General features: G+C 75.2%; 18 protein-coding genes. 3 read left to right on the forward strand and 15 right to left on the reverse strand.

Going from position 1 to position 21,895, the window contains the following annotated elements:
• Positions 1 to 20: 20 nt before the first annotated feature.
• Positions 21 to 1,691, reverse strand: a complete 1,671-nt coding sequence (gene abc-f / locus ELQ39_RS00735) for a ribosomal protection-like ABC-F family protein (RefSeq protein ID WP_242590556.1) — start codon at positions 1,689 to 1,691, stop codon at positions 21 to 23.
• Between the two features lie 244 nt (positions 1,692 to 1,935).
• Between abc-f and ELQ39_RS00740 the strand changes: the two genes are divergently transcribed.
• Entirely contained in the window at positions 1,936 to 3,351 is a 1,416-nt protein-coding gene (locus ELQ39_RS00740) for an MFS transporter (protein ID WP_242590558.1), read from the forward strand.
• A gap of 13 nt (positions 3,352 to 3,364) precedes the next feature.
• Here ELQ39_RS00740 and metK read toward each other — a convergent pair whose 3' ends face one another.
• The 9 genes from metK to ELQ39_RS00785 form a co-directional block, all read right to left on the reverse strand.
• Entirely contained in the window at positions 3,365 to 4,573 is a 1,209-nt protein-coding gene (gene metK, locus ELQ39_RS00745) for a methionine adenosyltransferase (RefSeq protein ID WP_190005797.1), read from the reverse strand.
• A gap of 70 nt (positions 4,574 to 4,643) precedes the next feature.
• Positions 4,644 to 6,737: a condensation domain-containing protein gene (locus tag ELQ39_RS00750; RefSeq protein ID WP_242590560.1), complete on the reverse strand. Its 2,094-nt coding sequence runs from the start codon at positions 6,735 to 6,737 to the stop codon at positions 4,644 to 4,646.
• Between the two features lie 212 nt (positions 6,738 to 6,949).
• The gene (locus tag ELQ39_RS00755; protein WP_225629110.1) at positions 6,950 to 7,831 is read right to left on the reverse strand and encodes a 4'-phosphopantetheinyl transferase family protein; all 882 of its coding nucleotides are present in this window, start codon (positions 7,829 to 7,831) and stop codon (positions 6,950 to 6,952) included.
• Positions 7,832 to 7,929: 98 nt separating this feature from the next.
• The gene (locus ELQ39_RS00760) at positions 7,930 to 9,702 is read right to left on the reverse strand and encodes an acyl-CoA dehydrogenase (RefSeq protein ID WP_190005795.1); all 1,773 of its coding nucleotides are present in this window, start codon (positions 9,700 to 9,702) and stop codon (positions 7,930 to 7,932) included.
• Positions 9,703 to 9,855: 153 nt separating this feature from the next.
• Positions 9,856 to 10,110: an acyl carrier protein gene (locus ELQ39_RS00765; protein ID WP_225629111.1), complete on the reverse strand. Its 255-nt coding sequence runs from the start codon at positions 10,108 to 10,110 to the stop codon at positions 9,856 to 9,858.
• 122 nt (positions 10,111 to 10,232) lie between these two features.
• Positions 10,233 to 11,189 (reverse strand): aromatase/cyclase, encoded by a 957-nt coding sequence (locus tag ELQ39_RS00770; protein WP_242590562.1) that lies wholly within the window; start codon positions 11,187 to 11,189, stop codon positions 10,233 to 10,235.
• Positions 11,190 to 11,227: 38 nt separating this feature from the next.
• Complete coding sequence (locus ELQ39_RS00775; RefSeq protein ID WP_242590565.1) at positions 11,228 to 12,040, reverse strand: SDR family NAD(P)-dependent oxidoreductase; 813 nt, start codon at positions 12,038 to 12,040, stop codon at positions 11,228 to 11,230.
• Positions 12,037 to 13,755: an FAD-dependent oxidoreductase gene (locus tag ELQ39_RS00780; protein ID WP_242590567.1), complete on the reverse strand. Its 1,719-nt coding sequence runs from the start codon at positions 13,753 to 13,755 to the stop codon at positions 12,037 to 12,039. The genes ELQ39_RS00775 and ELQ39_RS00780 overlap by 4 nt, the downstream gene beginning before the upstream one ends.
• A complete protein-coding gene (locus ELQ39_RS00785; protein WP_242590568.1) occupies positions 13,755 to 15,677 on the reverse strand; it encodes an AMP-binding protein in 1,923 nt (640 codons plus the stop codon). The genes ELQ39_RS00780 and ELQ39_RS00785 overlap by 1 nt, the downstream gene beginning before the upstream one ends.
• A 129-nt stretch (positions 15,678 to 15,806) precedes the next feature.
• On the opposite strand from ELQ39_RS00785, the gene ELQ39_RS00790 reads away from it, so the two are divergent.
• Together ELQ39_RS00790 and ELQ39_RS00795 are read left to right on the forward strand one after the other, a co-directional pair.
• Complete coding sequence (locus tag ELQ39_RS00790) at positions 15,807 to 16,268, forward strand: nuclear transport factor 2 family protein (RefSeq protein WP_242590582.1); 462 nt, start codon at positions 15,807 to 15,809, stop codon at positions 16,266 to 16,268.
• Positions 16,269 to 16,282: 14 nt separating this feature from the next.
• Positions 16,283 to 16,741, forward strand: coding sequence for a nuclear transport factor 2 family protein (locus tag ELQ39_RS00795; protein WP_242590584.1), 459 nt, complete (start codon positions 16,283 to 16,285; stop codon positions 16,739 to 16,741).
• A 30-nt stretch (positions 16,742 to 16,771) separates the two neighbouring features.
• Here the strand turns inward: ELQ39_RS00795 and ELQ39_RS00800 are convergent, their stop codons facing one another.
• From ELQ39_RS00800 to ELQ39_RS00820, 5 genes are all read right to left on the reverse strand, one after another.
• Positions 16,772 to 17,683 carry an MBL fold metallo-hydrolase gene (locus ELQ39_RS00800; RefSeq protein WP_337662984.1) on the reverse strand — a complete coding sequence of 304 codons (912 nt, stop codon included), beginning with the start codon at positions 17,681 to 17,683 and terminating at the stop codon, positions 16,772 to 16,774.
• Positions 17,680 to 19,020 carry an FAD-dependent monooxygenase gene (locus tag ELQ39_RS00805; RefSeq protein WP_242590587.1) on the reverse strand — a complete coding sequence of 447 codons (1,341 nt, stop codon included), beginning with the start codon at positions 19,018 to 19,020 and terminating at the stop codon, positions 17,680 to 17,682. The genes ELQ39_RS00800 and ELQ39_RS00805 overlap by 4 nt, the downstream gene beginning before the upstream one ends.
• A gap of 15 nt (positions 19,021 to 19,035) precedes the next feature.
• Positions 19,036 to 19,299: an acyl carrier protein gene (locus ELQ39_RS00810; RefSeq protein WP_190005786.1), complete on the reverse strand. Its 264-nt coding sequence runs from the start codon at positions 19,297 to 19,299 to the stop codon at positions 19,036 to 19,038.
• A gap of 71 nt (positions 19,300 to 19,370) precedes the next feature.
• A complete protein-coding gene (locus tag ELQ39_RS00815) occupies positions 19,371 to 20,627 on the reverse strand; it encodes a ketosynthase chain-length factor (RefSeq protein ID WP_242590589.1) in 1,257 nt (418 codons plus the stop codon).
• Positions 20,624 to 21,889: a beta-ketoacyl-[acyl-carrier-protein] synthase family protein gene (locus ELQ39_RS00820; RefSeq protein WP_242590591.1), complete on the reverse strand. Its 1,266-nt coding sequence runs from the start codon at positions 21,887 to 21,889 to the stop codon at positions 20,624 to 20,626. Before ELQ39_RS00820 ends, ELQ39_RS00815 begins: the two co-directional genes overlap by 4 nt.
• Positions 21,890 to 21,895 lie beyond the last annotated feature (6 nt).

Consider the following 21,895-nt stretch of genomic DNA (forward strand, 5'->3'; position numbering starts at 1 on the left):
CGGACCGCCCCCGGGGGCCGTCAGGCGGTGACCCGGCGGCCGGCGGCCAGTTCCAGGTGGGTGCCGGTGAAGGCGCGGCGCATCCGGCGGTCGTGGGTGACGACGACGACCGTGCCCGGGTAGTCGGCGAGCGCGGCCTCCAGTTCCTCCACCAGCAGCGGCGAGAGGTGGTTGGTGGGCTCGTCCAGCAGCAGCAGGTCGACCGGGCGGGTGACCAGGCGGGCCAGGTCGATACGGCGGCGCTGGCCGACCGACAGGGAACCGACCGGCAGGGCGAGTTCGGAGCGCCGGAACAGGCCGAGGGACAGCAGTTCGTCCGTGTACTCGTCGGGGTGCCCCGGGCGGCCCTCGGCGAACTCGGCGAGGACCGAACGGCGGGGCTGCTTGGGCAACTCGTCCTGGCGCAGCCACCCGGTGTGCCCGGCACGGCGGACGGTGCCCCGGTCGGGTTCCAGGTCGCCGGCCAGGACCCGCAGCAAGGTGGACTTCCCGGCGCCGTTCGGCCCGGTGATGAGCAGCCGTTCGCCGGGGGCGACCGCCAGGTGGTCCAGCCGCAGCCGTCCGTCGACCTCCAGGCCGCTCACCTCGGCCAGCGGCGCCGAGGGGTCGGCGGCGGGATCGCCCGCGGGGGTGAGGGAGACCGTGAACCGCAGCGGGTCCGGCGGACGCGGCACGGGGTTGTCCCGCAGCCGCTTGAGCCGCTCGTTGGCGTTACGGGCCTTGCTGGAGGTGGCGGAGCTGGACGACCGGGCGCGGTGGTGCTCGGAGCCGCTGAACGCCCAGGGGCCCTTCTTGGCGATGGAGGCGAGCATCCGCCCGGCGTTGGCGGCCAGGGTCTCCTGCCGCTCGATCTCGGCGAGATGGTCCTGGTACTCGCGCTCCCAGCGGGCGCGGGCGGCGGCCTTGGCGGTGAGGTAACCCTGGTAGCCGTCGCCGTAGCGGTTGACGGTGCGCCGGTCGGGGTCGACCTCCAGGATGGTGGTGGTCACCGCCTCCAGGAAGGCCCGGTCGTGGGTGATGACGACGACCGTGCCGCGGTGTTCGCGCAGCCGCTTCTCCAGCCAGTCCACGGCCTGGTCGTCCAGGTCGTTGGTGGGCTCGTCCAGGAGCAGCAGTTCGGGGGCGGCGGCCAGGGTGGCGGCCAGGGCGAGCCGGGAGCGCTCACCGCCGGAGAGGGTGTCCACGGCCCGGTCCCGGTCCAGTCCGGGCAGGCCCAGTCCGTGCAGGGCGGCATCCGCCCGGGCGTCCGCCTCGTAGCCGCCGCGGTACTCGAACTCCGCCTGAAGGTCGCCCAGTTCGGACATCCGGCGGGGGCCGTCGTCACCCGCGAGGGCCGCCTCCGCCTCGTGCAGCCGCCGCTCCAGGTCCCTGAGGTCGGCGAACGCCCGGTCCAGGACGTCCCGCACGGTGGCCCCGGCCGGAAGGTCCAGGCGCTGCGGGAGATACCCGACGCCCCCGGGGGCGGCTACGGTCACCTCGCCGTTGTCGGCGCTCTCCGCTCCGGCGATCAGCCGCAGCAGCGTCGACTTGCCCGACCCGTTGTCTCCGATGACGCCGGCCTTCTCACCGGGTCTGACGGTGAGCGAGACCCGGTCCAGCACGACGTGCTCGTCGTACCGCTTGGTGACCTCCTCGAGGGTGAGCTGGGAATGCGCCCGGGACGCGGTGGGTGAGGACAGTCGCACAGGCATCTCCAGGTGGTGGGGGGGCTGCGGGCGGTGCCGTCGTCCATCATCCCGGCCGGACCGCGCGCGTGGTACCGACGGTGGCCGGGGCCGCTCAAGATCCGCTCGAGAACCGCTCGGGAGGCGTGCCGGGAGGGGGCGCGCGGCGTGCGGATGCGGCCGTTCTCGAGCGGTGACTGAGCGGTTCTCCGGGGTTCGTCGGCAGGGTGGCGGCGTCCGTGTGCCGTCGTACCACCGGCAGGAGGCCGCCATGACCACGCAGGTTCCGGAGCAGCCCGTCACACGGGTGCGGGTGCGGGAGGCGCCCGCACCCCGCCCGCGCATCCGGGGCCGGTCGGCCGCCGCGCTCGGGGTGATCGCCGGGTGCAACGCGATGATCCAGCTCGACGACCCGATCGTGAACATCGCACTGCCCGGCATGCGCGAAGGGCTCGGGCTGTCCGCCGTCGGCGCGTCGTGGGTGATCAACGCCTATCTGCTGGCTTTCGGCGGGCTGCTGCTGCTCGGTGGCCGGGCCGGTGACCTGCTGGGCCGCCGCCGGGTGTTCACGGCGGGCGTCGCCCTGTTCACCGTCGCCGCGGCACTGCGGCCGCTTGCGCCGTCGGTCGAGTTCCTGGTGGTCGTCCGGGCCGTGCAGGGCGCGGGGGCGGCGCTGGCGGCGCCGAGCGGGCTGGCGCTGCTGCTGAGCACCTTCGCCGAGGGCGGCTGCCGCAAGCGGGCCATCGCCCTGTGCACCACCGTCGGAGCCGTCAGCACGGCCGGCGGGCTGCTGCTGGCCGGGGCGCTGACCTCGCTCGGTTCGTGGCGCTGGGTGCTTCTGCTGGACGTTCCGGTGGGCCTGGCGATCCTGCTGCTGGCGCCGCTGGTGCTGCGCGAGACGCCCCGCCACCGCGGCCGGTTCGACCTGGCGGGGGCGCTGCTGTCGGCGGCGGGCGCGGCGACGCTGGTGTACGGGCTGACGCGGGCCGCCGAACTGCCGTGGAACGACCCGGGGGTGACGGGCTGGGTGGGAGCCGGGGCGGCGCTGCTGGGCGTGTTCGCGGTGGTCGAGCGGCGGGCCCGGCAGCCGATCGTGGCGCCCCGGCTGTTCGCCGACCGGGACCGGCTGCTCGCCTACGCGGGCACGCTCGCGGTGCCGGGCGCGCTGATCGGCACGTACTTCTTCCTCAACCAGTTCTTCCAGCGACAGCACGGGTGGTCGGCCCTCGCCACCGCCTGTGCGCTGCTGCCGCTGCCGGTCACGATGGCGGCCACGGCGGTCGCCGCCGGCCGCCTGGAGCGGTACACGGGCGCCCGCCGCATGTGGATCGCGGGCGCCTCGATGCTGGCGGCCGGGAACCTGTGGCTGGCCGCACTGTCGGCGGGTGACTCCTACGTCACGTCCGTGCTGCCGGCCCTGCCGCTGCTCGGGGCGGGCATGGCGTGCAGTGTGCTGCCGGCGACCGTGCTGGCCACCTCGGGGCTGCGCGCCGACGAGGCGGGCGGTGCGGCCGGGGTGCTCAACGCCCTTCAGTCCGTGGGCGGTTCGGTCGGCCTCGCGGCCCTGGTCACGGTGTCCTCGCAGACCGGCGGGATGACGGGCGGCTTCGCCGCGTCGGCGGCCTTCGCCTGCCTGGTGCTGCTGGCCGCGACCCTGGTACGGGGCCGCGGCCGGGGAACTCGGTGAGCACGGCCTCCGCTCAGAGACCGGCCGCGTCCCGCAACTGCTGGACGCGGTCGGTGCGTTCCCACGTGAAGTCGGGCAGCTCGCGGCCGAAGTGGCCGTACGCGGCGGTCTGGGCGTAGATCGGGCGCAGCAGGTCGAGGTCGCGGACGATGGCGCCGGGGCGCAGGTCGAAGACCTCGCTGACGGCATCCTCGATGCGCCGCTGGCCGACCCGCCCGGTGCCGAAGGTCTCCACGAAGAGGCCGACCGGCTCGGCCTTGCCGATGGCGTAGGCCACCTGGACCTCGCAGCGCTCGGCGAGGCCGGCGGCGACGACGTTCTTGGCGACCCAGCGCATCGCGTACGCCGCCGAACGGTCCACCTTTGAGGGGTCCTTGCCGGAGAAGGCGCCGCCGCCGTGGCGGGCCATGCCGCCGTAGGTGTCGATGATGATCTTGCGGCCGGTCAGGCCGGCGTCGCCCATCGGGCCGCCGATCTCGAAGCGCCCGGTCGGGTTCACCAGCAGGCGGTAGTCGTCGGTCTCCAGCTTGATGCCGTCCCCGGCCAGCTCGGCGAGGACGTGCTCGACGACGTACTGGCGGATGTCCGGAGTGAGCAGCGCGTCGAGGTCGATGTCGGAGGCGTGCTGGGAGGAGACCACGACCGTGTCCAGACGGACCGGGCGGCTGCCCTCGTACTCGATGGTGACCTGGGTCTTGCCGTCGGGACGCAGGTAGGGCACGGTCCCGTCCTTGCGGACCTCGGTCAGGCGGCGGGACAGCCGGTGGGCCAGTTCGATGGGCAGCGGCATCAGGGAGGGCGTCTCGGTGGTGGCGTAGCCGAACATCAGGCCCTGGTCGCCGGCGCCCTGCCGGTCCAGCTCGTCGTCCTCGCCCTCCACGCGGGCCTCGTACGCGGTGTCGACGCCTTGCGCGATGTCCGGGGACTGCGCGCCGATCGACACGGACACGCCGCAGGAGGCGCCGTCGAAGCCCTTGCGTGAGGAGTCGTAGCCGATGGCCAGGATGGTGTCCCGGACGAGCTGGGCGATCGGGGCGTACGCCGTGGTGGTGACCTCGCCGGCGATGTGCACCTGGCCGGTGGTGATGAGCGTCTCGACGGCGACTCGGGCGCCGGGGTCCTCGCGGAGGAGGGCGTCGAGGACGGCGTCACTGATCTGGTCGGCGATCTTGTCGGGATGGCCCTCGGTCACGGACTCCGAGGTGAACAGGCGACGGGACATGGCTCTCCAGTGGTGTGGCGTCCGACGACGGCCGGCGGACCCGGCCGTCGCTGCGCCGCCGGCATGCCGGTCACCTGGGGCGTCCGGCTCGTGCGGCGACGGATTCGAGCGTCCTGGCGAAGGCTGCGTCGTCGGTCGTGGTACCGGTGAGCACCACGAGCGGGGGCCGTCCTCCGTCCGCGGCGATGCGCCGGGCGGTCTCGCAGGCGGCGGTGCCGCCGCCGGAGAAGGCGGCGAGGACGAGCAGCGGGTCGGTGTCCCGCGCGGGGTGCGGTGCGGCGGACCGGCCGCTTCCCGTGGTGCGCAGCAGGACGACCGCCTCGGGGCCCCGGTAGGCCTCGGCGAGCCGGGCGTAGCGCGTGCGGGGCAGGCCGTGCGTCTGGACGAGACAGACGGTGCCCGCGCCGGGGCCGGCGGCCGGCCGCAGCGGGACGAGCGCGGGTTCGGTGTCGGCCCCGGGCCCGGCGGCGGGGGGCGGACCGGCGGGGGCGGTGGGTGCGGCGGGGGCCGTGGACAGCAGGCGCAGCAGGTCGGCGACGGTGGTGGAGTCGGCGGCCAGGTAGGGCACCTCGGTCAGCAGCGACGCGCTGTCGGCGAGCACCGCGGTCGCGTCGGCGTAGGGGGAGCTGTCGTGGGACGCGGTCAGGACGAGTCCACCGTCGGCGTCGTGCCGGGTGACGAGGGTGACGGGGAAGGCGGTGCGGGCGCCCAGCGGTTCGGGCCGTCCCACCCGGACGCCCAGCACGGCGAGTCCGGCCGACAGGTCGTCGAGGGGGCGGGGGCCGCCTTCGAAGACCAGGAGGCTGCCGTCCGGGAGCGCGGAGGCGGGCGCCTGCGACACGGGCGTCGGGGAGGTGGACCAGTCGCGGATCTGGCCGGGCGAGACCCATTCGTAGGCCGCCATGTCCAGCATCCGGTCGCGCACCTCGGCGAGCAGGGTCGCCACCGTTGACCGGGGGTCGACCTCGACGCTCAGGGGCAGCGCCGTGCGCAGGGGGCCGGGGAGGCGTTCGGCGCCCTCCAGCAGGATGCCGCGACCGGAGGCGGCGACGCCGAAGCGGACCTGCGCCGGGCCCTTCGCCCCGCTGGCCCGGTACAGCAGGACGGCCCACAGGGTCTGCAGGACGCCGCTCTCGGTGCTGCCCCAGTGGGCGGCCCAGGCGGTGAGCCGCTCGGTGAGGGCCGCGTCGAGCCGCACCTCGGCGCGCCCGGCGGGAACGGGGGACGCGGCGGCCGGCCCCGGGGGGGCGGTGAGCGGGACGGGGGAGACGGCGTCGGCGCGAGGCGCGGACCGCGACCAGTAGTCACGGGCCGGCGCGGTGTCCTGACGGTGCAGCCAGCGGACGTAGTCCCGGATGTCGGGGCGCCGTTCGCCGCCGGGCAGCCGGCCGCCGGCCAGGTAGGCGCGGTGGAACTCGCGCACGAGCAGGCGGGCGCTGAAGTCGTCGAGCAGCGCGTGGTGGTAGGTGAGCAGCACCCGGGAGGGCGTGTCACCGTCGCGCCCGGCGGATCCGCCGCCCAGGACGGTGACCCGCAGGGCGGGGGGCAGGCGCGGGTCGAGTCCGCGCCGGACGTCGTGCGCGACCAGGTCGGGCCAGCCGACCGTGCCCTCGGGCAGCCACAGGACCTCCGCGGTCACGACGTCGTGGAGCAGGAGCAGCGGTTCGGGGCCCTCGCCGAAGGCGGCGCGCAGGACGCTTTCCCGGTCGACGACGGACTGCCAGGAGGCGCGGAACCGCTCCGGGTCGAGCCGGCCGTGCCAGGCCCAGGTCAGGCGCTCCACGTGCCGGCCGGGGTGGGCGTCGGCGTCGGCGAGCAGTTCGCGCTGGAGTGCGGTGGGCGGCACGGACCGGGTGGTGCGGGCGCCGGGCGCCGGGTGGGTGAGCAGGTCGGCGAGCAGGCCCCAGGGGAAGGCGACGCCGGGCGTCCCGGGGGACAGCCGCAGGGTGTGGCGCGCGGGCCCGTGACCCTCGACCCGGTGCGGCCGGGCGGGCGCGTCGGGGTGGTGGACGGCGACCTGGTCGAGGGCGGCCTCCAGCCGGTCCCCGTCCAGCGGGCCGAGCACTTCCAGTGCCGGGTCGTCGTGGGGGGCAGGACCGAGGTCGAGGACGACGGTCGTGTCCCGGCCGGGCGGTGGCTTCGGTGCTGTGTGGTGTGCGGTCATCGACGGTGTGGGGCGGGCACCTTCCGTGGTCGCGTACGGCGTACGTCCACGCGTACGGCGGTGTGCACGGCGGCTGTGTGCACGACCTCGGCGTGCGGCTCGAAGGCCCCCTCCCTCCCCTCTGTGGGAACGCCCGACGAGTATGCGCGGCGGCGCCGACACGGGCCCGACACCGCGCTGACACGGCGCTGGACAGGGCCGGCGCCCGTGGCTCAGGTGCCCGGACCGGGCGCGGGGCCGTCCGGCGGTCCCGCGTCGAGCAAGCCGGCGACGGCGCCCATGAAGCCCTCGTCGAGCATGCTGCCGGCGGCGGTGTCGCGGGAGGTGTCCAGGCCGGCGTCGTGGCAGGCGACGCTGAGGAGGTAGCGGCCGAGCACCCGGTGCGTGCCGAAGGCCCATTCGCCGCGGGAGGCGGGCCGGCCGCCGGGGGTCAGCAGGCCCGTTTCGCCGCCGCCGCCGAACCCGAACTCGGTGAAGCCCAGGCGCAGTCCCTGGCCGATGGCCTTGGTGTACGCCTCCTTCAGGGTCCACAGCCGCAGCAGGGCCGCCGACCGCTGCTCGGGGGGCATCCGCTCCAGTTCGGCGCGTTCGGCGGGGCTGCACATGTGGCCGTGCAGCAGGTCGAACGACATGGGGCGGCCGGCGGGTTCGGCGTCCACGCCGATCCGGCCGTTGCGGCTGACGCCCACGGCGATCAGGTCGTCGGTGTGGGTGAGGCTGATGTCGACCTGGTCGAGACCGCGCAGGTAGGGCCGCCCGCCGATCTTGTACGCCAGGTTCAGGTCGGTGGCCCGCGTGTCCAGCGCGGCGGCGGCCGTGAACTTGGTGACCAGGCGCGAGGTGACGAACCGGTAGCGGATGAGCGGGTCGGTGGTGCGCCGGTAACGCTGCCAGTCCCGGCCCAGCAGGGGGCGCAGGCCCGGGTCGGTGACGGCGGTGCCGAGCCACTCGCCCCACGTGGTGAACACCGTGGCGTTGCCGCGTGCCCGCATGTCCTCGCGGACCCGCTGCCAGGGGCCGTCGGGGCCGCCGACGTGGACGGGTTCGCTGATGCGGTCGGTGTCGACGGTGCCGGTGTCTGTCAGGGGGTCCACTTCGGTCCACCCTTTCGGTGGGTCGGGCAGGCGGGGGTGCGGGGCGGTGCCGTCCGCGTGCGGTCTGCGCCGCCGGGCCGGCCGCGGTGCCGGGGGTGTCACTGGGCCAGGACGGTGGCGTCCAGGTCGCAGCCGAGGCCGGACCGGTAGCGGCGGATCAGTTCGTCGAGCACCTGTCGTACGCAGCCGTCGGGCAGGTCGGGCACGGGGACGCCGAGCCGGGCACCCAGCCGGGACAGGGCCAGCACGGCCCAGGCCGGGTCGGCGAGGAACGGGTCGGTGCCGTCCTGGCCCTCCCAGACGCCGAGGACCGCGGCGGCGCCGACGAGCAGGCTGTAGCGGTCGCTGAGGACGCACACCGCCGGGTCGGCGAGGCCCCGGCTGCCGTAGGGGGGCAGGGTCCGGCAGGTCTCGCGCAGGGCGCGCAGTTCGGCGACGAACGCCTCGGCGAGTTCGGCGAGCGCGCCGATCTGGCCGCCGACCGCGCGGCCGGCGGCGAGGCGGGCGGCCGAGCCGGCCAGGGACGCCGCCATGAAGTCGCCGCCGCCCGCGATGCCCAGCGTCCGGAAGTCCAGCGCGGGCAGTTCGGCGCCCGGGCGGAACAGTTCGGGCGGCGGCTCCTCCTCGGCGAACCAGGCGGTCTCCGCCAGCGTCCGGAGCTGCGGGACGATCACGGCCTGGCAGGAGGCGGTGCCGGCGTGGCCGAGGCCGGCCACCGGCAGGTCCCGGACCAGCTTGTCGAGGGCGCCGTACTCGGGGCTGTCGAGGTCGTAGCCCCGGCCGCCCAGCACGGCGGCCAGCTCCTCCAGGTCCTCCCGCAGCAGGTCGGGGACGACGTACTTGACGGCCGCGGCGCACACATGGGCCCGGCCGGGCAGCAGGCCGAGCGCGCGCAGCGCGACGGTGGCCATCGCGTCGCAGGCCAGCAGGTCGGCGAAGACGCCGGTGAGGGGCTTGTGCCAGCGGCGGGCGACGGGGCCGGCGCGTCCGGTGGTGGCGGCGCGGACCGCGGAGTGCAGGACGGTGTCGGCGGCGGCGGTGACGACGCCGCAGATCACGCTGCGGTTGACCTGGAAGGTGCGCAGGGCCAGGGCGACGCCGTCGCCGAGGCCGCCGACGAGCGTGTCCCCCGGCACGGCGCGGCCCTCGAACTCCAGGCCGCTGAAGAGCGCTCCGCGCATGCCGGAGGTCTCCACCCGCGGCAGGTGGCGCATGGTGCCGGGCGCGGCCCGCGCGGGGTCCAGGAGGAACACCGAGTGGCTGCGCGGTCCCCGGGCGGCGTCGGTGCGGGCGTAGACGACGTGGGCGTCGGCGCGCGAGGCGTTGATGACGACGTCCTTGCGGCCGTACAGGCGGTGGCCGCCGCCGGGGGCCGGGCGGGCGGTGAACTCGTCCCGCAGGATGGCGTTGGCGTGGGCGAGTTCGTGGTGCAGGATCGTGGCGCGTCCGCCGCCCAGCAGCAGGGCGGCCACCTCGTGCCGCAGGCGTTCGTCGCCGGCCGCCCAGACGGCGCCGGTCGCGAACATCGAGGTGATGCCGTGGCCGAAGCCCAGGGCGACGTCCCGCCGGAAGACCGGGCGCAGGGCCCGGGCGAGCAGGTCCGCGCGGGTGAGCCGGCCGCCGTACGCGGCGGGCACGAACTCGGCGGCCCAGCCCTCCTCGTCGAGCAGGGCCTCGGTGTCGGGCGGTGGGGTGCGCCGGCCGTCGGCGTCGAACAGGGCGCGCAGTCCGTGCGGGTTGGCCGGCTCGTACGGGTCGCCGAGCAGGGCTTCGAGCCGTGCCGCACGCGCGCGTGCGTCCGCCTCCCAGCGGCCCGGCGGGCCGCCGGGCGCCGACGCGGCTGCGGCTGCGGTCTGCGCGGTGCCGGTCATGGCGCGGTGATCAGCTCCTTCGTCCCCTGACGGGGTCTCTCGCACGCCTGGGGACCACCTTGGCGGTGCCGCCTCGTGAGCGGCCGCAGCGGTGGTGGAGCGGTGCCGGAGCCGGGCCGGACCACCGCGCGGACGCGGCCCGGGGGTGTGCCGTCAGACGCCCGCCCGCGCGGACTGCTTGCGCGTGACGAAGGCGTCGAGCGCGCGGAGGGTGCGGAAGTGCTCGAGTTCCATGTCCGCCTCCTCGACGGTGACGTCGAACTCGCGCTCGACGAAGGCCACCAGTTGGAGCGCGAACAGGGAGCTGACGTAGCCCTGCTCGAAGATGTCGTCGTCGTCCCCGAGGTCGTGGACCGGGAAGAACCTGGAGAGGTACGCCGCCGTCCTCGCCCTGGCGTCCGTGCTCATCGCCTCACCGTCCTGTCCTCGTGCGGCCCCGCCGGGATCCGTGGAATGACTCCACCGTCGACTGTCCCGGGCGGCGCTGGAGTGCGCCCGGAGCCGCGACGGACCGCGGGCGCACGGGCGGTTCAGCCGGAGCGGACCGCGGACTCGGCGTGTTCCCGGGCCAGTTCGAGGGTGGCCGTGGAGTTGCGGCCGAGGGCCTCGCGGACGTATCGGCGGGCCTGCGCCAGGTCCGCGCCGGGGCCGAGGACACGTTCGACCGCGTCCTCGCGCAGCACCACGCTGTGCTGGGAGACGGCGGTCGTCCCGCTGCCGTCGGACACCACGGACCACTCGCCGGTGTGCGCCTCCATCAGCGCGGGGGTGGCCGTCTGCTTGTAGACGATGCGGCCGGCGTGCGGGAAGCAGATCCGCACGGACTCGGTGGTGTGCGCGGCGCCGTCCGCGGTGAGCGTGTCCATCGCCATGACCTGGACGCCGGGCGCGTCCTCCGTGAGCTCCAGCCGGGACACGTGGGGGATCAGCCGGGGCCAGTCGCCGGCCCGGTAGAGGAAGTCGTAGACCAGCTCGGCGGGGGCGTCCACGCGGACCGAGTCCTCGAAGGACAGCACCAGTTCGTCGAAGTGCCGCCAGCGCTCGGCGAGCTGCCTGAGGCCGGCCAGTTCGGCGCGGGAGTTGGTGTCGACGGCGCGCTGCACCCAGTCCACGTCCTGCGGCCGGTCCCCGTGGACGGTGAAGTCGTGCAGCAGGGTCAGCAGGGTGGTGCCGCCCGGCAGCTCCTCGACCGCCCAGGTGCCGTGCATGGTCTCCACCGGCGCCTGGGGGTGCGACTGGCGGAACTCCACCCGCCGGGTCGCCGGGTCCTGCACCCGCCGCGAGATCCAGGACCGCACCTGGCCGTTGGCCGTCGCCCACATGCGCAGGCGCTCGTTGGTCCCGTCCGTCTCCAGTTTCTCGACGTGGACGTTGGGGGGGAAGAACAGCGGCCACCGCACCGCGTCCGCGATCAGTCCGTAGACGATCCCGGCCGGGGCGTCCACCTCGGTCGAGTGCGACGTCCTGTGCACGCGCTCACCCGTCACCACACACCTCTTCTCTGACGTCGTGGTCCGACGTCGTCTCAGAAATTGCCCAGTCCGCCGCAGACGTTGATCGCCTGCGCGGTGACGGACGCGGCCGGTCCGGAGGCCAGATAGGCCACGAGCGCGGCGACCTCCTGCGGCGTGGAGTAGCGGCCGAGGGGGATCTTCGCCTCGAACTGCTCCAGCACCGCGTCCTCGGTGGTGTCCCAGGCGGCGGCGTACCCCTGCCGTACGCGGGAGGCCATCGGCGTCTCGACGTAGCCCGGGCAGACCGCGTTGACGGTGACGCCCGTGGGCGCGAGTTCGCGGCCCAGGGCCTTGGTGAAGCCGACGACGCCGTGCTTGGAGGCGCTGTAGGGGGCGCCGAGCAGCACGCCCTGCTTGCCGGCGGTGGACGCGATGTTGATGATCCGTCCGTGTGCGGCGCCGGACAGGCCGCCGTTCTTCAGTACCTCGCGGGTCACCAGGAACACGCTGTTGAGGTTGGTGTCGATGACGTCGTACCAGAGGTCGTCGGTGAGGTCGGCGGTGACGCCGCCGCCGCTGCGTCCGGCGTTGTTGACCAGGACCGTGACCGGCCCGTACGTGTCCACCGCGGCACGCACCAGGTCGGCCACCGCGGTGCGGGAGCGCACGTCGGCGGCCTGGCCGTCCGCCTGGAGGCCCTCGGCGCGCAGGTCCTCGACGGTCTGCTTGACGTCGGCGTCGGTGCGGGCGCACAGGAAGACGCGGTGGCCCGCGCGGCCCAGTTCGCGGGCCACGGCCAGTCCGATGCCGCTGGTGGCGCCGGTGACCAGGGCGACGGGGGTGGTGGGGCCGTCGGGGGTGACGGCGGGTCGGGCGGCGGTCACGGTCGGTCCTCCTTCGAGCGGGGTGCGGGGGCGGGGCGTGCGACGGCCGGTTCGCGCGGGGGCTCCCCGGCGAGGCGGGTGGCCGGACGCAGCGGGGCCAGGGACTGCTCCAGCGCCGTGCGGGTCAGGGTGCGGCCGCGTGCGGCGACGTAGCCGTCCGGGCGGACAAGCAGCCAGCAGCCGGGTGCCAGGCCGAGCGCCCGGCGCAGCGCGGAGCCCGGGTCGGTGAGGGGGGCGGGGCCCTCGGTGGGGCCGCCCCCTACGGTGCGGACGGACAGCCACTCGCCGTACTGCACGGCGGCGGTGACGGCGACGCCGGCGGGTCCGTCGCCCGGTCCGGTGCCGCCGCCGGCCAGCAGCAGCGACCAGCGGGGGTCGCGCAGTTCCTCGTGCAGGGCGCGGAAGCCGGGCACGTCGGGGTCGTGGACCGGGGCCGCGGTGGCCCGCTCGCCGGGCGCGGGTCCGGCGACGGTGAGGTGCGGGTGCTGGTCGGGGGTGGTCAGCGGGGACCCGGGGTAGCCGAGGCGCAGTCCGGACATGCCGCCGAGCACCTTGCGCTGGATGGCGCGCCGCAGTCTCGGCACGTTGCGCACGACGGTGAAGACGACGGGCAGCGCCACCGACGCCAGGAGGTTCTTGAGCTGGACGAGGGAGGTGGCGGTGCGGGTGGAGCCGAGCAGGGCCTCGCCGATGGGCACCCGCTCCTCGCTGTAGGTCTCCAGCAGTTCCGGTCCCGCGTGCCCCTGCTCGACCTGGGCCAGTTTCCAGGCCAGGTTGTAGGCCTCCTGGATGCCGGTGTTCATGCCCTGGCCGGAGGCGGGGCTGTGCACGTGCGCGGCGTCTCCGGCGACGAAGACCCGGCCCCGCTGCATGCGCCGGACCATGCGCTGCTGGAAGGTGAAGACGGAGGTCCACTCCGGTGGGCCGACCCGGGCGGTGCGTCCGAGGCCGGCCGTCAGCTTGGCGCCGAACCGGGCGGCGGTGCCGGCGGCGTCCGCGGCGGCCCGGGACGCGGCGTCAGGACCGGGCGCGGTGTCGAGGAGCCTCCAGTACCCGTCCCGGGCGTAGGGCACCATCATCATCGTCTGGCTGCCGGTGTGCGCCCAGTAGATGGTGTCGGGCGGCAGGTCGATGTCGACGGGCGCGTCGGCGAGCATCCAGGTCTCGCTGGTCTCCCCGAGCAGTTCCAGCCCGAGCAGCTTGCGCACGGTGCTGTGCCCGCCGTCGCAGCCCACCAGCCACGACGTCTCGACGTCCTCCTCCCGGCCGTCGCGGGCCAGTCGCAGCACCACGCGGTCGTCGTCCTGCTCGAACGCGGTCAGGCGGGTCCCCCACTCGACCTCGACGCCGTGCCGGGCCACGGCCCGGCGCAGTTCGGCCTCGGTGTCGGTCTGGGCGACGATCAGCGAGTACGGGTGGGAGGTCGGCATGGTGGAGTAGTCGGCCTCCAGGCGCACCAGGCGGCGCCCGCGGGCGTACATGGTGAAGGCCCGGTTGCGGCGGCCCCGCGCGATCACGGCGTCGACGATGCCCATCTGCGCGAACGTCTCCAGGGTGCGCGGGTGCGCGGCCACCGCCCTGCTGGTGCGCGCGGGTCCGTCGGCGGCGTCGATCAGGCGCACCGCGACGCCCCTGCGGGCGAGTTCGTGTGCGGCGGTCAGTCCGACGGGGCCGGCGCCCACGACGACGGCCCGGGGCCGCCCGGGGCCGGTCATCAGGCGCTCGCCTCCACCGTCTCGAACAGTCCGGGCTCGGGGGTGGCGAGCGGGCCGAGCTGCTTGACCAGGGCCTGGAACTCCTCGCTGCGCACGGCCCTCTGGTGCGCGTCGGCGTCCTCCCAGACGGCCAGCTCCAGGTAGACGTTGGGGTGCCAGGCGTGGCGCATGACCTGGTGGCTGACGTAGCCGGGCTGGGCGGCCATGTAGGCGGTGAGCTGGTTCTTGACGCTGAGGAAGGTGTCGAGGTCGCCGTGCACGGTCAGTTTGTTGACGAAGGTCACCATGGTCTGCTCCTGGAGGTGGTGGAGGGAACGTGGCGCGGACCGGGTGCGGAACGCGGCCCGCTCGGCGAGCGCCTGCCGCACGCGGCTGCGCGCGGGTTTGCCGGTGGGGGTGCGTGGTACGGCGGACAGGACGTCGGCGGCGCGGATGTGCTCGAAGGAGGCGAGCCGTTCGTTGGCGCGCGCGACGACGGAGCGCAGGACGGCGTCCGCCCTCCGCTCCCCCGGGTCCTCGCGCAGGACGACGCCGGCCCAGGCCGTCCGGCCGTGCTCGGCGTCGCGCAGGCCCGCGACGACGCAGTCGGCGACCCGCGGGTCCCGGGCGAGGGCCCGTTCGACGCGGGCGGGCGAGACGATCTCGTTGTCGTACTTGAAGATGTCGTCGACGCGGTCCACCAGCCGCAGCACCCCGTCGTCGTCGGCCGTCCCGATGTCCCCGGTGCTGAACCAGCCGTCCGCGTCGACGCGGGAGCGGGTGTCCTCACCGAGGTACCCGGCCATCAGCTGCGGTCCCCTGACCTGCACCTCGCCCAGGGAGCCGGCGTCGACCGGGCGGCGGGTGGCGAGGTCCACGAGCCGGCAGTCGGTCCCGGGCACGGGGGTGCCGACGGTGCCGGGCCGTGGCGGGCTGCCGGGGCGCCGGCAGTGGGTGAGCGGGGACAGTTCAGCCATGCCGTAGCCCTGCACGACGGGGACGCCGAGCAGGTCGCCGAGGGTGTGCGCGGCCTCGGGCAGCAGCGCCGAGCCGCCGGACAGGACGGCGGTGAGGCGGGTGCCGCCGCGGGCGGCGCGGGGGGTGCGGGGCAGCCGCTCGTCGACGGCGAGGCGGTGCAGGCGGGCGGGCAGCCCGTAGTAGTGGGTGGCGCCGGTGCCGGCGGCGACGGCCAGTGAGGTCACCGGGTCGGGGTCGGCGCACAGGACCTGGCAGGCGCCCGCGTCCAGCGCGCTGTTGAGGTGCATGACGTGGTACAGCGGCAGGTGGTTGAGGGCGACCGAGCCGGGGCCGAGGCCGTGCGCGAGGGCCGTCTGGCGGGCGTTGGCGACGAGGTTGCGGTGGGTGAGCAGGACGCCCTTGGGCATTCCGGTGGTCCCGGTGGTGAACTGCACGCAGGCGACCGCGTCGGGGTCCGCGCCGCCGGGGCGTCCCAGGGCGGCCTCGGTCAGGCCTTCGAGGGCCACGTTCAGGGACAGGCAGCCGGAAGGCACCGCGCCGGAGGCGTCGGCGTCGGTCACGACGACCGTGTGCAGGGCGGGCAGGGCGCCGCGCAGTCCGGCCAGGTGCCCGGCGACGGCCGAGGGCACCAGGGCCAGTTCGACGTCCGCGGCGGTGAGGACGTGCCGCAGTCCGTGTGCGCCCATCAGCGGATTGACCAGCACGACCGTGGCGCCGCCGCGCGCGGCGCCGTGGTAGGCGGCGGCGAACACCGGGTCGAGGACGCAGGCGACACCCACGCGCGCGCCCGGCCGTCCCCCGGTCGCGCGCTGTACGAACGCGGCGATCCGGTCGGCCAGCGCGTCCAGCTCGCCGAAGGTCCAGGCGCGGCGCCCGGTGCGTACGGCGAGCCCCTCGGGATCACGGACGGCGGCCGTGCGCAGCAGACCGTCCACCGTCATGTCGGGGTACGCGAGGTTCGCCACGGCTCGTCCTCCAGCGGGTCTCGGGGGGCGCTGTCCACGTTCTGCCGAACCGCTTGAGGAAGGTTCGAAGAGCACTCGATCCGGGCGGCGGACAGTGGGCGCAACCGACGGAACGAAAGGCTGGTCCGCATGACCACCGAGACGCTCGAACGCTCCGTAGACCTCGCCGGGCAGACGGGGTTCGGCGACCTGTACGCACGGGTGCAGCGGTTCTACGCGCACCAGATGCAGCTTTTCGACCTGCACGACGCCGACCGCTGGGCCGCGACGTTCACCGAGGACGCCGTGTTCAGCGTGCCGACCCTGGACGCGCCGGTGCGCGGCAGAGCGGGCCTGGTCGCCAACGTGCTGCGCAACCGGCGCCGCCAGGAGGACAGCGGCGAACAGCACCGGCACTGGATCGGCATGCTCGACGTGCGCCCCGGCCCGGACGGGACGCTGCGCACCCGCTGCTACGCCCTGGTGTACGTCACGCCCCGGGGCGGCGGTTCGCGACTGCTGCGGGTCTGCGTCATGGAGGACGAGCTGGTCCCCGCGGGCGGCGACTGGCAGACCCGGCGCCGTGTGGTCACCCGGGACGACCTGGCCTGAAGGAGGCTGACGACATGACGGTGCAGACGATCGGGGAAGGGTCCGCCACCGACGGGACCGCCCTGTACGCGCGCGTCCAGCAGTTCTACGCGGACCAGGTCGCGCTGCTGGACGAGCTGCGGGCCCATGAGTTCGCGGAGACGTTCACCGAGGACGGCGTCCTCTCGCCCTCGCCCTCGGTGCCGGCCGCCCACGGTCGCGCGGCCATCGCGGCCGCGCTGCTGGCCGCCCACGAACGGCGGTTCCGCTCGGAGGAGGTGCGCAGGCGGCACTGGTACAACATGCTGCGGGTGTCGGTCCGTCCGGACGGGGCGCTGCACACGCGGTACTACACGCTGGTGGCCGTCACCCGGCCCTGGAACCCGGTGCCGGACATCGGGCCGAGCAGCGTGGTGGAGGACCTGCTGGTGGTCCGGGACGGCGCGCTGCTCACCCGCGAGCGGCGCGTCGTCCCGGACCACCTGTCCTTCTGAGGGCCTCCTGGGGGCGTTCCCGGGCCGTGCTCAGGCGCGGCAGACCGGGAGCCCTCCGTGGTAGCGCGCCATCTCGGCGAAGAGCGCGGGGATGTCCAGCGGGTCGCCGGGCCGGCCGCCGAGCGCCTCGTGGAAGGCACGGTGCAGGTTGGGCACCAGCCGTTCCGCGTCGAGCAGGTCGGCGTAGGGTCCGGGGCCGGCCTCGCGGGCGGTCTCCAGGGGTCCCAGTCCGGCGGCCAGGCCGTCGGCGGCCAGGCGCTGGAGGCGGCGCAGGTAGGCCTCGTTGGCGTCGAACAGCTCCGGTCCGCCCACCGGGCCGTGGCCGGGGACGACGGTGCGGGCGTCGAGGGCGCGCAGGGTGTCCAGTGCCTCGATCGACCCGGCGACCGACCCCATCGGGCAGAACGGCGTCACCCCCGACATGACGAGGTCGCCGGTGAAGAGCACCCGCTGCCCGGGCAGCCAGACGACGGTGTCGCCGGTGGTGTGCGCGGGTCCCGGGTGCAGCAGTTCGGCGCGCAGCGGGCCCGTGTGCACGGTCATCCGGTCGCGGTAGGTGAGCTGCGGCGCCACCACCTCCGGGTCGCCCCAGCCCACGTCGGGCCACAGGCCGGTCAGGTGCAGGCCGGCCGCGGTGACGTCCTCGCGGGCCCGTTCGTGGGCGACGACCAGGGCCTCGGGGAAGAGGTGGTTGCCGAAGGTGTGGTCCCCGTGGAAGTGGGTGCTGACCAGCAGGCGCGGCGGGCGCGGCACGGTCCGCAGCACCGCCTCGCGCAGCCGCAGGGTCCGCGCGCGGGTCGCCGCGGTGTCCACGAGGAGGGCGTCGTTCCCGTCGGTGACGAGTCCGGCGTTGCTGAGGCACCATCCGCCGTCCATCTGCACGTACGCGTGCACGCCGTCGGCGACCTCGACCAGCTCCCCCGCCGTGCCGGCCGCGCTCACGCCCCGCTCCGGGCACCCGACGGGACGTGGGCCTCGTGCCCCGTCGGGGGCGCGGGAGTATCGGCGGGCTTCGGCGCGGGGGTGGTGAACAGATCCGTGCGTACGGTGGCCGGGTCGGGTCCGTAGGCGATGCGGTGGGTGATGCGCTCGCCGATCCCGGAGCGGGTGACCACCGACGCGGCCCGGGAACGCAGCCTGGTGGCGACCGGGCCGCTGCGGCCCAGCAGCGCCTTGGCCTGGATCCGCTGGACGCGGTGCACGGTGGCCGCCGCCGGCCTGCGCCGCCGTTCGTAGGGCAGCAGCCGCTCCCGGCTCGCGTCGCCCGCGCGGACGGCGTCGAGCAGGACGGGGTGCGCGGCGGCGGCGTCCTGGAGGGCGAGGTTGATGCCCTGGGCGCCGATCGGTCCGTGGGTGTGGGCGCTGTCGCCGACGAGCAGCAGCCCGTCGTCCACCCACCGGGCGGCCTGTGCGGCGAACACGTCGAGCAGGGTGAGGTCGGACAGCGAGCGCAGGTGCTCGTGGAGGAGGTCCGCGAACTGCGGCAGGGCGCCGGCCAGTTCGCAGCGGACGTCCTCGATGCCGCGGACTGCGACCCGGCTCCAGGTGCGGTGCGGCAGGGTCCAGCCGACACGCAGCCGGTCCGGGTGGGTGTCGTGCACGAGCAGCGCGCCCGTCCCGGTGCGGTGGATGCGTACCGCGCCGGTGGCGTGCCCCGGCGCGGGCAGCGCGAACCAGGCGACGTCCTGGTCGAAGGCCTCCCGGCGGCCGGCGTCGATGCCGGCCAGCATCCGGGTGCGGGAGTGGCGGCCGTCGGCGCCGACCACGACCCGGGCCCGCACGCCGGTGCTGCCGCCGTCGTGCCGGTGCGCCACCACGCCCGCGATCCGCTCGCCCTCGCGCAGCAGCCCGGAGACGCGGTGCCCTTCCAGGAACGTGAGCCCGGGCAGCGCCCGGCAGGCTGCGAGCAGTTCGTCCAGCAGGTGACGCTGGGGCAGCGCGAGCAGACGGTCGTAGGGTGCGGCGAGCCGCCGGTAGTCGATGTCGAGCAGCACCCGCCCGTCCTGGAGGACCTGGAATGCGTCCAGGTCGCGGGCGCCGCGGGCGCGGGCGGCGGACAGCACGCCGAGTTCGTCGAGGACGCGTTGTCCGCCGGGCTGGAGTATCTCGCCGTGGAAGTCGCGGCGCAGGCCGGTGGAGCGCTCCACCAGGGCGACCTCGACGCCGGAGCGCAGCAGCATCAGGGTGAGGGCCAGTCCGGCGGGCCCTGCGCCGACCACACAGACGTCGACGCGCGGCGCGTCGGCGCGGCTCGTCCCGGGTACGCCCAGCGACGCCATGTCGGTGTCCCCCCTTCAGGCGGTGGTGCGCGCGGACAGGGCCCCGTTGACGAGGTCGAGGTACTGGCGCGGCGTCTCGGCCTCGTCCAGTGCCTCCTCGTCGAGCGTGACGTCGTGGTCGCGTTCGATGATGCCGGTGACCTGGAGCAGGGCGAGCGAGTCGTAGCCCAGGTCGAGGAAGGGGGTGTCCAGGACGTCGCCGTTCAGGTCGATGCCCTCGCCCTCGCCGGCGCACGCGCGCAGCAGGGCGGTGAGTTCGGTCAGCTCCAGCCGGTCCACGATGTGCCTCGTCCTTCTTGGGTCCGTGGGTGGTCCGGGCCGGGCGTGGCCGCCCGGACCGGGTGTCGTCGTCAGCGGGCGGCCCGCAGGACCGTCGCGGCGTTGAAGCCGCCCCGGCCGCGGGCCAGGACCAGCGCGGTGCGCAACCGGGCGGGCCGGGCCGCGCCGGTCACCAGGTCCACCGGGCAGTCGTCGGCGACGCGCCGCGTGCCGACGGTCGGGGGGATCACCTGGTCGCGCAGGGCGAGCAGGGCCGCCGCCAGGTCCACCGCCGAGCCGCCCGACAGCAGCCGCCCGGTCATCGTCTTGGGCGCGGTGACGGGCACACCGAACGGCCCGAACAGGGCGGTCAGCGTCTGTGCCTCGGCCCGGTCGGCGGCCCGTTCGCCCGCGGCGTCGGCGAAGACGACGTCCACGTCGGCCGGGGTGATCCCGGCGTCGGCCAGGGCGAGTTCGGCGGCGGGAAGCAGCCGGGGGCGGCCGGTGCCGGGTGCGGGGTCGAAGGTGGCCGCGCACCCGGCGACGACGCCGAGGGCGTCGGCGCCCCGGGCGCGCGCCGTGTCGCCGTCCTCGACGACGAACAGGGCACCGCCCTCCCCGACGACGTGTCCGCGTGCGGCGGCGTCGAAGGGCAGGTAGGCCCGGTCGGGGTCCTCGGCGGTGCTCAGGCCGCCCGCGGCCAGGTGGGCGGTCCAGCCCCAGGGGCACAGGGTGGAGTCGACGCCGCCGGTCACCACGGCGCCCGTTCCCCGGCGCAGCAGGCGGCGTGCCTGGGCGACGGCGTCGAGGCCGCCGGCCTGTTCGGAGATGACCACGCCGCTGGGGCCGCGCAACCCGTGCCGGATGGAGATCTGGCCGGAGTTGGCGGCGTAGAACCAGGCGAAGGACTGGTAGGCGCCGACGTGCCGGCTGCCCCGGCTCCACAGGGCCTGGAGTTCGCGCTGCCCGAACTCGAACCCGCCGGCGGCGTTGGCGGTGACGACGCCGACGGCGTAGTCGGGCAGTCGGGCGGGGTCCAGCGCGGCCGTCTCCAGGGCCTGGGCGGCGGCGGCGAGCGCGAGCCGGGTGACGCGGTCGGTCTGCGGCAGCAGCCGCCCGGACACGTGCTCCTCGTCGGTGAACCCGCTGACCTCGCCGGCGAGCCGGACGGGGTACCCGGACGCGTCGAAGCGGGTGACGGGGGCGATGGCGTTGTGGCCGCGCAGCACGGAGGCCCACCAGGACTCGGTGCCGACCCCGCCGGGCGCCACGACGCCGAGGCCGGTGACGACGGCCGTGACGTCGCGGGCGCCGATCAGTCCGCGTTCCTGGGCGGCCAGGGCGGTCATGCCGCCACCTCCGGTCGCCCGTCGGTGAGGACCATCGCGCTCTGGAAGCCGCCGAAGCCGCTGCCGACGCTGAGCACGGTGTCGGTGCGCTGTTCGCGGGCGGTCAGCGGTGTGTAGTCGAGGTCGCAGTCGGGGTCGGGGTCGTGCAGGTTGGCGGTGGGCGGCACGGTGTCGTGCTTGATGGCCAGGGCGCAGGCGGCGATCTCCAGGGAGCCGATCGCGCCGAGCGAGTGCCCGATCATCGACTTGATGGAACTGACCGGGACGCGACGGGCGTGCTCGCCCAGGGCGCGTTTGAAGGCGGCCGTCTCGTGCTTGTCGTTCTGCTTGGTGCCGGAGCCGTGGGCGTTGACGTAGTCGACGTCCTCGGGGTTCAGCCGTGCCTCCAGCAGCGCGACGCGGATGGCCTCCGCCATCTCCGCGCCGTCCAGGCGCAGTCCGGTCATGTGGTAGGCGTTGGAGCGGCCGGCGAACCCGGCGATCTCGGCGTACACGGGCGCGCCGCGCCGCAGCGCGTGTCCGTACTCCTCCAGGACGAGCACGGCGCAGCCCTCGCCGAGGACGAAGCCGTTGCGGGTGCGGTCGAAGGGCCGCGAGGCGGTCTCCGGTTCGTCGTTGCGGGCGGAGGTGGCGCGGATGGCGTCGAAGGAGGCCAGGGTGATCGGGGTGATCGGCGCCTCTGAGGCGCCCGCGACCATCACGTCGGCGCTGCCCTCGCGGATGAGTTCGACGGCGTGGCCGAGGGCGTCCAGGCCGGAGGTGCAGCCGGTGGAGACGACGGCGACGGGTCCCAGGGCCCCGGCGTCCCGGGCGACCTCGGCGGCCAGGGAGCTGGGGACCAGGTAGTCGCCGAGCCGTGCCTCGGCACGGGTGTGGTCCAGTTGCCAGTCGGCGCCGTGCTCGCTGACGTGCGCGTAGATCTCGTCGAGGCCGGTGCTGCACCCGACGGCGCTGCCCAGCACCACGCCGGTGCGTTCCGCCGTCGCGGCGGTGTCCAGTCCGCTGTCGGCGACCGCCTCGCGGGCGGCGACCAGCCCGAACTGGGCGGCCCGGTCCAGGCGCCGGGTCTCCTCGGCGGTGAAGCCGTGCCGGGCGGGGTCGAAGTCGGCCTCGGCCGCGATGCGCGACCGGAACGCCGAGGCGTCGAAGAGGGTGATCGGCCGGGTGGCGGTGCGTCCCTCGGTGAGCAGCGACCAGAACGCGGCGGTGCCCACGCCCCCGGGCGCGACCACCCCGATCCCGGTGATGGCGACTCGTCTCATCGGCTG

Source organism: Streptomyces sp. GB4-14, assembly GCF_022696125.1.
Classification (GTDB): Bacteria; Actinomycetota; Actinomycetes; order Streptomycetales; family Streptomycetaceae; genus Streptomyces; species Streptomyces werraensis.